This window comes from Lutibacter litoralis (genome assembly GCF_014646675.1).
Lineage (GTDB): Bacteria > Bacteroidota > Bacteroidia > Flavobacteriales > Flavobacteriaceae > Lutibacter > Lutibacter litoralis.
The window spans coordinates 96,103-109,334 of record NZ_BMNS01000002.1 but is presented as its reverse complement, the minus strand read 5'-3'; the positions used below and the strand labels follow the sequence as shown (position 1 = coordinate 109,334).

Below are 13,232 nucleotides of genomic sequence, written 5' to 3'. Positions count from 1 at the left end.
AGTTTTGAGTTTTAAAAATTGCTTGAGATGAAAAACATTAAACTCATTAAAGTTCGGATAGCAGAAAAAAGACATAAAAAAAAACTTAGAAGAAGAAGAAAGAAGAGCGGTTTTAAACATGTTTTTAATAGGACAAGTGAAAGAAATTATGAAGATGCTGCAAGAATTAAACATGATTTGCTATCGGACAATTTGAGATATATTTCTGATAATCCTAAGACCAAATTATTAAAACATGCCTTGTTCTTCAGATCTGGCCTTAGTAAATTAAAAGTTATAAAAGTTCCAAAGATTTTTTCTTTAGTTGATAATTCGGAAGAGAGTTATAAATTTATTGAAGAAGTAATAAATTGTATCTATCATAATAGAGTTAGAAAATTAAGACTTGATTATTCTCAATGCGAAGTAATCCATTTAGGAGCACAAGTTTATTTAGATGTTCTTTTGAAGGAAATATTTGTTTATGCAAAAACTCTTGCATCAAGATTCAAGAATCATAGTCTTTTAGAAAATGTAAGATCAATAAATGTTGAAAATGAGAATGTTGATAAACTCCTTTACTCAATTGGCTCATTTGCTATTCACACCAATGAAGGGAAGGATTTTGATGATATAATTCCCTATCAGCTATGCGAATTTAGAAAGAAAAAATCATCTGACCCACTATTTAATATTGAGACTAAAGAAAGGCATGTTACAGATATGGTTCAGTATGTTATGGATAGTGTTAATAGAGTTGGGAAGCAATTATCTCCTGATAGTATTGAAAGTTTAAGTATTATTATTGGAGAAGTGTTGATAAATGCTGAAGAGCATTCTACAAATAACCATAGGTTTTCTATTGGGTATTTTCAAGAGCACAATGGAAATAAGAAACATTATGGAATTTTTAATTTGACAATATTAAATTTTGGGCATACTATCTATGATAGTTTTAAAAATGAAAATTGCCCAAGAAAAGATATTGTGTCAAAAATGAATGAACTTTCAAAGTATTATACGTCAAACAAATTATTTAGTTCGTCAATAAAAGAAGAAACCTTGTGGACTTTGTATGCGTTGCAAGAAGAAATTACTTCAGTTTCACCTGAAAAAAATATAAAAAGAGGGAATGGTTCAATTAAGTTTATTGAAAACTTTTTTAATTTGAAAGGAAGTGGTAAGAAAAGTGACAAAATATCAAGATTAGCAGTATTGTCTGGAAATGCATCAATCGTTTTTGATGGCAAGTATGGTATTGGTGAAAAGATAAAAATAAATGAAAAAACAGGAGAAGAAGAGAAGTTCCAAGTAATGACATTTAATGATTCAGGTAATATTTCTGACAAACCTGACAAAAATTATGTTAAATTTGTTAAAAATCACTTTCCTGGCACAATTATTAGTGCTCAAATATTAATAAGTAAAGATGATATAGTATGAAAGAATCAGTTTTTAAATTAGAGAAATATAGAGCAACCGGTTCAAAAGTATTTACGGGGCGTGATAAGGGTAAGTACGTTAGAGAAAAATCAAAATTTGATCAAATTGAAGAGGATAGCGAAAAAGTGATTTTTGTTATTCCGGATAATTTGTTTTCAATAAATCCATCTTTCTTTGAAGAATTGTTAATTAATGTAGTTTTGAAACTTGGAAAAAAAGGTTTTTTTGAAAAGTTTGAATTTAGAAATGCAGGTGTTTATAAATATGAAAAACCATTAATGGATGCAGTTGATAGAATTCTAAGAGAAAATCATGCATTATGATGTTTATACAGACCTCTGCTGATTTAAGTCCATTTGAAATTATTGAAAAATTATCTACTATTATTATTGCGGCTTGTACACTTGTACTTTCTTTTTATATTTATTATTATCAACTGAAAAAGGATAATAAAAATTTGAAGTTAGATTGGTATAAAGTGATAATAATTGAATCTAAGTTTGAAGATTTCTTTAATTTTTTTGAAGGGCTAAACTTAACATTAATACCAATGAAAAATAATCCTAATTTATCAGTTAATGATAAAGAAAGGATTAATACTGCAATGGTTAATAGTTTGATTGAATTAAGATTAGACTTTATTACATTGTTGCTTTCGGTTGATGATATGCTTTATCAATGCGTATTAACTCAATTTGATGAGTTGGTTGATGGAATAACTACAAAACTTTCAAATGAAGACCTTAATTTAAATGACCCAGAAATTTATGACGAGGAAATATCAAAACATATTTCACAATATAGAACTCAGTTATTGAAAATATTTGTTGAATTTAGAGGGGATAATGACTCATATAAAAGATTAATTAAAAGAGTCAAAGATTATTTCAATTGGTAAGAGGTTTTATAGATGCTGACTATATATTGACTAAAAAACATATAAAAACTATTTAAAATGTTAATAAACAGTGTTTTGCAAAATATAATAGTGGAGACGCCGGGAATCGAACCCGGGTCCAAACAAGCAACCAAAGTACTTTCTACATGCTTAGTTTTCTTTTAATTTTTGTCCTAATGCTAATCGAAAACAATTTACGTTAGGCTTAGTTTCTTTAGTTTCAAAATGCTAGCGAAACAATAGCAAATCTATGTTAACTTTTACGATGTCTCTTAGCTGACCGCCGCTAACCAAGGCTTTCAAGAGACATTTAGCTTGCACACCTTGTGTGCCGAGGCAAATTCTACTATAATTCGAATTATGCAGCTAAAGCGTAGTTATCTTCGCCGTTTAAAATGTTGAAATTGAGATTTACGAGTGCTATTTCATTACTCGACATGCTTATAGTTTAATTGACCTTGCAGTCAAAACCAGTCGTCCCCAATAAGTCAAAGAACAAGTTCTTTTAAAGATGGCAAATGTATAAATTTTATATGAAATAAGCCATAACAATTATAAGGATACCAATTGATGTTGTTTTAAATTTTAGTTTATGAAACTAAAAACTGTTTATCCTAAAGCTTATAGTTTAAATGGTATTACTTGCTTCATCTTTTAATTCGTAATATATTAGAGCAAAATTTATACCAGTTTAAACAATGAAGATAGGAATTATAACAGAACGAAAAAATCCACCAGACAAACGCGTAGTTTTAACACCCAAAGAATGTAAACGATTGTTAAAAAAATACCCGAGACTTTCTATTAAGGTTGAAAGTTCAGATAATCGATTTTTCACCGATGAAGATTATGTAAACCAAGGGATTACTGTGGTTGATTCTGTTTCAGATTGTGATGTTTTGTTAGGTGTAAAAGAAGTGCCAATTGAAAATTTAATTCCGAATAAAAAATATTTTTTCTTTTCTCATACCATTAAGAAGCAGTCTTATAATAGAAAATTATTGCAAGCCATTTTGGCAAAAAATATAGAATTGTATGATCATGAAGTTATTGTAAATGAAAAAGGAAACCGTTTGGTCGCCTTTGGAAGGTATGCAGGAATTGTTGGCGCATACAACGGTTTTAGAACGTATGGATTAAAATTCAATACATTTAAATTACCTAAAGCAGAAGATTTACACGATCAATTAATGTTAATTCATGAATTACAAAAAATTGAATTACCAGCTATTAAAGTTGTTCTAACCGGTAAGGGTAGAGTAGGGAATGGTGCAAAAGAAATGTTAAACGGAATGAGAATGCGGGAAGTTTCTGTAAAAGAATTCTTAAATGAAACTTTTTCAGAACCTGTTTTTGTGCAAATAGATGTGTTAGATTATAATAAAAGAAAGGACGGACAGACAAAAAATCAACAAGACTTTTTTAATAATCCAGCAGATTATGAAAGCAATTTTATGCGTTTTGCAAAAGTTGCCGATTTGTATATTGCTTGTCATTTCTTTGGAAGTGGTTCTCCATATATTTTTACACGTGAAGATGCAAAAAATAAAAATTTTAATATAAAAGTTATTGCAGATATTAGTTGTGATATTGATGGCCCAGTAGCCTCTACAATAAGATCTTCAACAATTGCCAATCCAATTTATGGTTATAACCCCCTAACAGAACAAGAAGTTGATTTTAAAAATAAAGATGCAATTGCCGTTATGGCAGTAGATAATTTACCTTGTGAATTGCCAAAAGATGCTTCAGAAGGATTTGGAGAAAGTTTTTCAAAACATGTGATTCCTGCTTTTTTTAATAATGATGCTGATGGTGTTTTGCAACGTGCTAGAATGACACAAAACGGAAGATTAACAGAGCGTTTTAATTATTTACAAGATTTTGTTGATGGAAAATAATCAAAAGCACGAACTGGAAAAGTTGGCAAATACTAAAATGCCTTATGGGAAATATAAGAATTATTACCTAATAGATTTACCAGAGCATTATATTGTTTGGTATAATAATAAAGGCTTTCCTGAAGGAAAACTTGGAAATCAATTGCGTTTGGTGTATGAGCTAAAATTAAATGGGTTGGAAGATTTGGTTAGAAAATTAAGAGTTTAAATATTTTTCAATAATAAGAACTGTACAAATACCAAGAGTGTAAGCTATTAAATCTTCAATTGAAAAAGTTGTTCCAAAAATGACTCTTAGAGTTGTGTTTTTCTGAAGATTTAAAATTTCTAAAATATTAATAGGTTGTATAGATTCAATGAAATATGAAAAAAATAACACTGTTAAAGCTAAATGTAAAGTTTTTATCTTTAGAAAACTTTTTAAAAAGTAATACAGCATAATTACTACTAAAAAATCTCCAAAAGTAAATCGAATAAACCCTTTTTTTAGATTAACTGCGATTAAAATTTCAATTGTAAAAAGTATTGCAAAGGCAAGGAAACTACGATTGTTAAATTTGAACATTCTATAATTTAGTAATGAAGAGCCAGGAAAGGATCTTCATTTGTATTTAATAATCAACTTTTAATTCCAATCAATTTTTCTAGACGCATACATAACAGCTGCTAATATTGAAAATAAACCTATACTTCCAACCAACAATGCGTAATTTTCTAATTGTATTATTATAAAAATAAAAGAGTACAAGGCTGTTAATGAGATCCCTATAAACAAAGGAAATTTAAACGTCTTTAAAATTGATTTTGAATATAAAGTAATCAATATTATTACTGATGCACCTGCAATTAAATAAGCTTTTAAAAAATTACTATGTTCGGAAATTGATATTAATAATGTATAAAACATTGTAAGTGCCAATCCGATCATTAAATATTGAAACGGATGAATGTTTATTTTACTAATACTTTGAATTAAAAAGAAAATCAAGAATGTAAGTGCAATTACTAAAAAACCATATTTAACAGAACGTTCACTTTTTTGATATTCATCAACAGGTATTTTAAAATTTACACCGAAAGAATATTCATTTAAATTGGGTAAATTTTTAAAATATTCCTGTGAAAAAGGTCTATTTATATGTAAAACATTCCATTTAGCATCAAAACCACTTGTAGTAATTTTATCTGAATTTAGGGGTAAGAATTCACCTGTAAAATTAGCGGTTTTCCAATTAGAGGTAATATTTAAATTCGTTTCTTTTCCAATAGGAATAATTTTAAATTGTTCACTTCCGCTTACCGTTAATTTAATTGAAAAAGGTTGTTTTTCTAAATTTAGTTCCTCTTTTTTTAAATAGGAAGTCTCTAATTTATGAAGTGAAATATCATCATTAATAAAATTGTTTTTTGTTCGCTCTTCATATTTTGGAACAAAGGCATAAGAATTTGAATTTATAGAAATTTCAACTTGATTGTTTATTCCTTTTAAATTTGAAGTTTTTATAATTACGGTAGCTTTATTCCACATTACATCTTTATCTTCAACTCCAATACTAGTAAAGTTAGGTTTTGTAAAATTTCCTTGTAGATCTATTGCGCTTTTATAAACAGAAGTTTTATAGATGCCTCTTTTTTTAACTTCAGGATTTATTTCACTATTTATTGCTAATTTTTCTGGAAAGAAGTATGCATAGTTTATATGCGAAATAGTTTCTGTTGTTACTTTTTTAGTTTCACTATTAGTTACTAATTTTTCAACGTAAGTTTTATAGGGTACTTTTAATATTGGGCCGTAAAGAAGCACTTCACTTCCCCATTTTTCATTAATTTCACTCACTACAGATTCTTGTCTGTTCGCACGCTCACGAATTAAACTTTCAATAAATGACAACGGAATTAGTAATACAATTATTAAAATACCAATCATTAACATTCTTGCTGTAATAGAGTTTTTAATCCAGTTTCCAAATTTATTTTGTTGCATGTTCATAATTTTTAGTTTTAAAAGCACTTTGAAAAACAAAGTAAATGGTTAAATTTTTTAGGTGTTTTTAATTAAATTTTCTAAAGCTTCAATGTGTTTTTTAAAAGCGTGTATTCCTGTTGAATTAGCACTGTATTTTGTGTTCGGTTTTCTTCCAATAAATTGTTTGTGAATAGTAATATAATTCATTTTTTCAAGGGCCTTAATATGACTTGCTAAATTACCATCCGTTACCCCTAAAATTTCTTTTAGAGTATTAAAGTCAACGGCTTCATTAACAACTAATGCAGACATAATGCCTAATCTAATTCTGTGATCAAACGCCTTATTAATATTTTTTAAAATGTCTTTCAAACTTATTTTTTACCGTATTTATTATATAACACCGTTCCATATACAATGTGGAATACACCAAAACCTAGAGCCCAAAAATACAATCCGTATCCAATAAATTGTGTGGCAATTAATCCTAACACAATATTTATAATTCCTAAATACCGAATGTCACCTAACGTGTATTTACTTGCATTTAAACAAGCTAAGCCATAAAAAATTAAGGTGCTTGGGGCAATTAAGCCAATTAAATTGTTTTGATAAAGAACAAGGCAAAATACACCTCCAGTAAATAATGGTATTGCAAAATTAATTAAAAGTCTTTTTGAAGTAGCATGCCATAATTTTTCTCCGCTCTTTTTAGCTTTTTTAGACGATAATACAAAAGCAGTTAAAATAGCCAAAACTAAAACAACTAATGCAATTGAAAGGAGTAAATATTCTAAATAAGAAATTGGTAGCAACGAAACACCACTATATGAGTTTTTATAGTTTTCTAAAATGTATATTGCAATTGCTGCTCCAATTAAAGCATAAATACCAGCTAAAATTCCAGACAAGCCACTTAATGATATAAACCGAGATGATTTATTCATTATAGATTTAATTTCTGAAATTTCTTTTAAATAATTTTTTTCAACCATTTTTAAAGTACTTTGAAATGCAAAGTAAGTGAAAAAAAATCATTTTGCAATAAAAAAATTAACTTTTCAACAATAAAATGTTATTAACTAATTTTATAAAAGATGAAATGGTTTTAAATATTCAATAATTTTATTTTCTGAAAAATCAACCATAAAAAATAAATTTGAAAATGACAGAAGAATTAGTTTTTCCGAAAGTATATACGTATAAAGAGGTGTTAAACAGTTGTTTAGCTTATTTTAATAATGATGAGCTTGCGGCAACTACCTGGATGAACAAGTATGCAGTTAAAAATAAGAAAGGCGAATATTTAGAAGCCTCTCCAAGTGAAATGCATAGAAGAATGGCAATTGAATTTGGAAGAATTGAACAAAAATATTTAGAAACTGAGGTCGCCAAAGAAGGACTTTCTGAATACGGAAAAACACGTGAATTTTTATCTGAAGATGCAATTTTCGACTTGTTTAAAGATTTTAAATATATAATTCCGCAAGGAAGTGTTATGTCTTCTTTAGGGAATAAGAATGTAATTGCATCACTTTCAAATTGTGTTGTAGTGCCTCCAGTTTACGATTCTTACGGTGGTATTTTTCATACAGATCAACAATTAGCACAATTATTTAAACGTAGATGTGGGGTAGGTGTAGATTTATCAAATTTAAGACCAAGAGGGGCTCAAGTTTCAAACTCTGCAGGAACAACAACAGGAGCTGTTTCTTTTATGGATCGTTTTTCAAATACTACTAGAGAGGTTGCTCAAAATGGAAGAAGAGGTGCATTAATGTTGACAATGGATATTGCCCATCCAGATATTGAAGAATTTGTTACAATAAAACAAGATTTAACAAAAATTACGGGTGCAAATATTTCGTTAAGACTGTCGGATGAATTTATGTTGGCAGTTGTTAAAGATGAAGAATACACATTACGCTGGCCAATTGACAGTGAAAAGCCAACCTATTCAAAAAAAATAAAAGCTCAAGAATTATGGAACACCATAATTAAATCTGCACATAATACAGCAGAACCAGGGTTGATATTTTGGGATCGTCAACATTATTATTCAACATCTTCTATGTATCCTGGCTTTAAAAATAGTTCTACAAATCCGTGTTCAGAAATTGCAATGCAAGGTGGTGATAGTTGTAGGTTAATTGCCCTAAACTTATACAGTTTTGTAGACAATCCATTTACAGAAGAGGCTTCCTTCGATTTTGAGAAATTTTATAAAGTTACTTATGAATCGCAACGATTAATGGATGATTTGGTTGATTTAGAGCTTGAAGCAGTTGATAAGATTTTCAACAAAATAATGCATGATAAAGAACCAAACGATATTAAACAAGTTGAAATAGATACTTGGAAATTACTCTATAAAACAGGTAAGAAAGGAAGAAGAACAGGTTTAGGCTTTACAGCTTTGGCAGATTGTATGGCAGCTTTAGGTAAAAAATTCGACACTGATGAGGCCATTGCAGTAGTTGATGAAATTATGAAAACCAAACTTAGAGGTGAGTTTGATAGTAGTATTGATATGGCAATTACCCGTGGTAAATTTGAAGTGTTTAATCCAGAAATTGAAAACTTCTCTGAATTTGTACAAATGATGGAAGCTGAATTTCCTGATCTTTATAAAAGAATGATGGAGCACGGAAGACGAAATATATCAATAAGTACCGTTGCGCCAACTGGAAGTTTAAGTATGTTAGCGCAAACTTCATCTGGAATTGAACCTGTATTTTTACTTTCATATAAAAGAAGAAGAAAAGTAAACGAAAGTGATGCAAATGCAAAAGTTGCCTACGTAGATGATATGGGAGATGCTTTTGAAGAATTTGAAGTTTATCACAATAAATTAAAGCAATGGATGGACGCAACTGGCGAAACGGATATTAGTAAAAGTCCGTATGCTGGTGCAACTGCTCCAGAAATTAATTGGGAAAAGCGTGTAGAAATGCAAGCGTTGGTTCAAAAATATACAACCCATTCAATTAGCTCAACCATAAATTTAGCTTCAGATGTTCCTGTAGATTTGGTTGGTAATATTTATATAGAATCTTGGAAAAAAGGTCTGAAAGGTATTACTGTTTATAGAGATGGTTCTAGAAGTGGAATTTTAGTAGCAAGTGATGATGCTAAAAAAGAAAAGAAAGATGGAGAATGTTATGCTGACACAATTTTTCCAAAGCGTCCTAAAAGAATTAAAGCAAAAGTAGTTCGTTTTCAAAACGATTACGATAAATGGGTAGCAGTTGTAGGTTTAATTAATAATAGACCGTACGAAGTATTTACGGGTAAATTAGAAGATGCATTTTTGTTACCAACCTGGTTAGAAGAAGGTTGGGTAATTAAAAATAAAGATGAAAAAGGAGCTTCACGCTACGATTTTCAATTTGAAGACAGACAAGGCTATAAAGTAACAATGGAAGGATTGTCGCGTACTTTTGATAAAGAATATTGGAATTATGCCAAATTAATTTCTGGTGTATTACGTCACGGAATGCCAATACCATATGTAGTTGATTTGATTAACAACCTAAATATGTACGACGAAAATATTAATACCTGGAAAAACGGTATTGCACGTACCTTAAAACAATTTGTTGAAGATGGTACACAAGCAGTTGATAAAAAATGCCCTGAATGTGGAGATCCAGATGGATTAATTTATGAAGAAGGTTGTTTAAAATGTAAAAATTGCGGGCATACTAAATGTGGATAGTATTTTAAATTAATGTTAAACAGTAGAAACACCAACAAAATTTTATATATTGTTGGTGTTTTTTTATGAATCCAATAGACCAATATTTTTACAATCAGACTGAACCTTATCAGTCAATTATGCTTTATTTAAGAAGTTTAATATTAAAAGTTGTGCCAAGAATTGAAGAAAAGTACAGTTATAAAATACCTTTTTTTTGTATTGACAAAAAACCTGTATTGTATTTAAATGTGTTAAAAGGAACTGATTATGTAGATGTTGCCATTGTTCATGGTATTATTTTAGAGGAAAAATATCCGCAACTTAAGAACTATAATAATAGAAAGCAAGTTAGATCACTTCAAGTAAAATCATTAGAATATTTTGATGAATTAATGTTTTCGCAATTATTAAAAGATGCAGTTGCTTCAGTTGAAAATAGTAAAAGAGCCTGGTTTGTTTAAGCCACTATCCAATTTTATGAATGATAGGATTAAATGCTTTAGATGAAACAAGAATTTTGTCTCCAATAATTAATTGCGCACCTTCGCTTTCATCTGCAACAACTTTTACTAAATCTTTTCCAATTCTAACGGTAAGTATAAATAAAAAATCTTGTTTTTCAATTTCAATAATAGTTCCAGTAAATTGAAATTTAGCATTTAATTCTTTATGGTTAAAAACTTCATTTGGAGTTCCTTGTCGAACAATTTTACCATGCTCTAATTCTAATACTTTATCCGACATTCTTAGTATTTCAGAAATATCATGACTAATTAATAGGGTAGTAAGGTTGTACTCTTTGTGTACGGCTAAAATGTATTGCTGTAATTTAAATCGAATTTCAGCATCTAATGCAGAAAGTGGTTCATCGAGCATTAAAATACTTGGTTTTTGAACCAATGCTCGTGCTAATGCAACACGTTGTTTTTGTCCTCCAGAAAGGGTGTCAGGTTTTCTATGTTGTAATTCTCCTAATTCAATAATTTCAATTAAATGATTTACAATTGAAGAGTTTTGTCCTTTATTTAATGCAAATAATAAATTTTCTTTTACATTCATATTAGGAAATAATGCATAATCTTGAAAAACAAATCCTACTTTTCTTTTTTGAGGTTTTAAGTTAATTTTAGTTGTAGTATTTAACCAAGTATCTCCATTTACTATAATTTTTCCAGAATCTGGATACAATAAACCTGCCAATATTCTAAGAATTGTAGTTTTTCCAACACCAGATTTTCCATAAAGTGTTACTAAACTTCCTTTATTTATTGTGGTGTTTATATCTAAAAGCATTTCACCTAAAGCAGCTGTTAATTTTTTTTGAATACTGATTTCAATCATTTTTTAAACTGTTTTAAGTAGCCGCCATTAATTAAATAAACCGCCAACAAAATACTAAATGTTAAGGCAACCAAAATTAAGGAATAAGTATTAGCAGCGGCATAATTTAAAGATTCAACTTCATCATAGATTGCTATTGAGGCAACTTTTGTTTTACCTGGAATATTACCACCAATCATTAAAACAACTCCAAATTCACCAATCGTATGGGCAAAAGCAAGTACAATTCCTGTTAATAAAGATGATTTAATATTAGGTAATAATATTTTAAATAATGTTGTTGTTCTAGATTTTCCTAATACGTAGGACATGTCTTTTAACGAACTTGATAAGTTTGTAAAACCAGCTTGTATAGGATGCACCATAAAAGGTAAACTATAAATTATAGATGCAATTAATAAACCTTCAAAAGAAAAAACAAGTTTTAAACCCAACCAATTGTTGAGCCAATTTCCAAAAGAATTTGCAGGAGAAAAAGCGATTAGTAAATAAAAACCAATAACAGTTGGAGGCAGCACAAGTGGCATACTTACAATGGTTTCACAAATGGGTTTTAATTTAGATTTTGTGTAGGCCAACCAATACGCTAATGGAATCGAAATTGCTAACAATAAAACCGTAGTTATAAATGCAAGTTTAAAAGTTAATATTAACGGTTCCCAATCTATCATTCTGAAATTAGTATTTCGTTTGTTTTAACCATTGCCGTAACAGCTGTTCCCAATTTTAATTTTAATTGTTTTACTGCATTTGTAGTAATAATAGAACTAATTTTTCCAACGTTGGTATTTATGGTAAGCTTACTTAATAGTTCTTTTGACTCTAATAGTTCAATAGTTCCTTTAAATTTATTCCGTAGACTTATTTCATCAGTATTCCCTTTTCCAATAATGACTTCGGTTTCTTTAAAAACCACAGTAATTGTATTTCCAGCTTTTAAGAAAGGTGCTGTTTTTGGCGTGTCTATTACAATTGCAGACATATCAGTTGTGTTAACTTTAATACCAATTAAAGTTAGACTTCCAGACACTGTAAGTTTTTCAATAGTTCCTTTTAAAATATTCATTTATTGTTTGGTTGCGTACCCAAATTTATTCAAAATAGCTGATCCTTTATTTGAAAATAGGAAGTTATAAAATAATTCTTTTTTTTCTGAAGAACTTGGACTGTTTTTTATAATTACAATACCTTGTTTAATAGGTGTATAAGTGTTTTCGTCTATAGCAATCCAATTTCCCTTTCCTTTTACAATGGGAGATAGCACTACAGATTTAGCTGTAAATCCAATTTCGGTAGCTTTAGTGGTAATAAATTGGTTTGTTTGTGCTATGCTTTCCCCATAAACTAATTTGTTTTTTATACGATCAAAAATTTTATAATGATTTAAAACTTCTTCGGTAGCTATTCCGTAAGGTGCTGTTTTGGGGTTTGCAGAAGCAATATGTTTAATATCTTTTTGATGCAATAAATCTATAGTGGGTTTAATGCTATCAATCATAGACCATAAAATAAGTTTTCCATAGGCGTAAACTACTGGTTTACTTTTTGAAAAACCGGTATTGTATAATTCTAATGGGTACTTCATATCTGCCGAGACAAAGATATCGTAGGGAGCTCCTTCTTTAATTTGAGCCGTTAATTTTCCAGAAGAACTTATAATTATTTCACATTTAATACCGCTTTCTTGTGTAAATGCAGAGGTAATTTTTTCCATCGCAAATTGCATGTTTGCAGCAGTTGCAATAGTAAGTTTAGGTTCTTTTTGTTGTTTACAAGAAAAACTTATAAATAAAATTGTAAATAGAATAATTATTGTTTTAAAAAAGCGTGATAGTTGCTTCATAATTATATAGTGCATTTAGAAGTGCTAATATAATGCTTCTTTTTTTTAGGCGATCTTAATTTATTTTCAAAAAAATTACTTTAAAACAACAACAATATTGAAAGTATAAAATATTTAAAAATTAAATAGGTTAAAATGATTTTAATCATAATTACTTTAGT

At 29.1% G+C, this 13,232-nt stretch carries 15 protein-coding genes and 1 other RNA gene; 7 read left to right on the top strand and 9 right to left on the bottom strand.

Features of this window, described 5'->3' with window-relative positions; translation table 11 throughout:
- The first annotated feature begins 27 nt into the window (after positions 1–27).
- Genes IEW75_RS03335 through IEW75_RS03325 form a run of 3 tightly spaced genes read left to right on the top strand, consistent with a single transcriptional unit; the run spans position 28 to position 2,320 of the window.
- On the top strand, positions 28–1,422 hold the full coding sequence (locus IEW75_RS03335) for a hypothetical protein (RefSeq protein WP_134247501.1): 1,395 nt from the start codon (positions 28–30) through the stop codon (positions 1,420–1,422).
- The gene (locus IEW75_RS03330) at positions 1,419–1,745 is read left to right on the top strand and encodes a DUF4325 domain-containing protein (RefSeq protein WP_134247502.1); all 327 of its coding nucleotides are present in this window, start codon (positions 1,419–1,421) and stop codon (positions 1,743–1,745) included. Before IEW75_RS03335 ends, IEW75_RS03330 begins: the two co-directional genes overlap by 4 nt.
- On the top strand, positions 1,742–2,320 hold the full coding sequence (locus tag IEW75_RS03325; protein ID WP_134247503.1) for a hypothetical protein: 579 nt from the start codon (positions 1,742–1,744) through the stop codon (positions 2,318–2,320). Before IEW75_RS03330 ends, IEW75_RS03325 begins: the two co-directional genes overlap by 4 nt.
- An 88-nt stretch (positions 2,321–2,408) precedes the next feature.
- On the opposite strand, the gene ssrA is transcribed toward IEW75_RS03325, so the two are convergent.
- Positions 2,409–2,802: a transfer-messenger RNA gene (gene ssrA, locus IEW75_RS03320) on the bottom strand.
- A gap of 216 nt (positions 2,803–3,018) precedes the next feature.
- Between ssrA and IEW75_RS03315 the strand changes: the two genes are divergently transcribed.
- Complete coding sequence (locus IEW75_RS03315; protein WP_134247504.1) at positions 3,019–4,221, top strand: NAD(P)-dependent oxidoreductase; 1,203 nt, start codon at positions 3,019–3,021, stop codon at positions 4,219–4,221.
- On the top strand, positions 4,211–4,429 hold the full coding sequence (locus tag IEW75_RS03310) for a DUF3820 family protein (protein ID WP_134247505.1): 219 nt from the start codon (positions 4,211–4,213) through the stop codon (positions 4,427–4,429). The genes IEW75_RS03315 and IEW75_RS03310 overlap by 11 nt, the downstream gene beginning before the upstream one ends.
- On the opposite strand, the gene IEW75_RS16000 is transcribed toward IEW75_RS03310, so the two are convergent.
- From IEW75_RS16000 to IEW75_RS03290, 4 genes are read right to left on the bottom strand one after another with little or no spacing between them, the layout of a single operon-like run.
- On the bottom strand, positions 4,418–4,786 hold the full coding sequence (locus IEW75_RS16000) for a ribosomal maturation YjgA family protein (RefSeq protein ID WP_134247506.1): 369 nt from the start codon (positions 4,784–4,786) through the stop codon (positions 4,418–4,420). The two genes, IEW75_RS03310 and IEW75_RS16000, sit on opposite strands and share 12 nt — an antisense overlap.
- Positions 4,787–4,846: 60 nt before the next feature.
- The gene (creD, locus tag IEW75_RS03300; protein WP_308423300.1) at positions 4,847–6,205 is read right to left on the bottom strand and encodes a cell envelope integrity protein CreD; all 1,359 of its coding nucleotides are present in this window, start codon (positions 6,203–6,205) and stop codon (positions 4,847–4,849) included.
- A 57-nt stretch (positions 6,206–6,262) separates the two neighbouring features.
- Positions 6,263–6,559 (bottom strand): winged helix-turn-helix domain-containing protein, encoded by a 297-nt coding sequence (locus IEW75_RS03295; RefSeq protein ID WP_134247508.1) that lies wholly within the window; start codon positions 6,557–6,559, stop codon positions 6,263–6,265.
- Between the two features lie 2 nt (positions 6,560–6,561).
- On the bottom strand, positions 6,562–7,182 hold the full coding sequence (locus tag IEW75_RS03290; RefSeq protein WP_134247509.1) for a hypothetical protein: 621 nt from the start codon (positions 7,180–7,182) through the stop codon (positions 6,562–6,564).
- Positions 7,183–7,352: 170 nt separating this feature from the next.
- On the opposite strand from IEW75_RS03290, the gene IEW75_RS03285 reads away from it, so the two are divergent.
- Positions 7,353–9,905 (top strand): adenosylcobalamin-dependent ribonucleoside-diphosphate reductase, encoded by a 2,553-nt coding sequence (locus tag IEW75_RS03285; RefSeq protein ID WP_134247510.1) that lies wholly within the window; start codon positions 7,353–7,355, stop codon positions 9,903–9,905.
- 65 nt (positions 9,906–9,970) lie between these two features.
- Positions 9,971–10,348 carry a DUF1801 domain-containing protein gene (locus tag IEW75_RS03280; RefSeq protein ID WP_134247511.1) on the top strand — a complete coding sequence of 126 codons (378 nt, stop codon included), beginning with the start codon at positions 9,971–9,973 and terminating at the stop codon, positions 10,346–10,348.
- Between the two features lie 4 nt (positions 10,349–10,352).
- Here the strand turns inward: IEW75_RS03280 and IEW75_RS03275 are convergent, their stop codons facing one another.
- The 4 genes from IEW75_RS03275 to modA are packed head-to-tail and all read right to left on the bottom strand — an operon-like array spanning position 10,353 to position 13,071.
- Positions 10,353–11,228 (bottom strand): sulfate/molybdate ABC transporter ATP-binding protein, encoded by an 876-nt coding sequence (locus IEW75_RS03275; protein ID WP_134247512.1) that lies wholly within the window; start codon positions 11,226–11,228, stop codon positions 10,353–10,355.
- On the bottom strand, positions 11,225–11,896 hold the full coding sequence (gene modB / locus IEW75_RS03270; protein WP_204744185.1) for a molybdate ABC transporter permease subunit: 672 nt from the start codon (positions 11,894–11,896) through the stop codon (positions 11,225–11,227). The genes IEW75_RS03275 and modB overlap by 4 nt, the downstream gene beginning before the upstream one ends.
- A complete protein-coding gene (locus IEW75_RS03265; RefSeq protein WP_134247514.1) occupies positions 11,896–12,294 on the bottom strand; it encodes a TOBE domain-containing protein in 399 nt (132 codons plus the stop codon). The genes modB and IEW75_RS03265 overlap by 1 nt, the downstream gene beginning before the upstream one ends.
- Complete coding sequence (gene modA / locus IEW75_RS03260) at positions 12,295–13,071, bottom strand: molybdate ABC transporter substrate-binding protein (protein ID WP_134247515.1); 777 nt, start codon at positions 13,069–13,071, stop codon at positions 12,295–12,297. It lies immediately after the preceding gene.
- Positions 13,072–13,232: the final 161 nt, after the last annotated feature.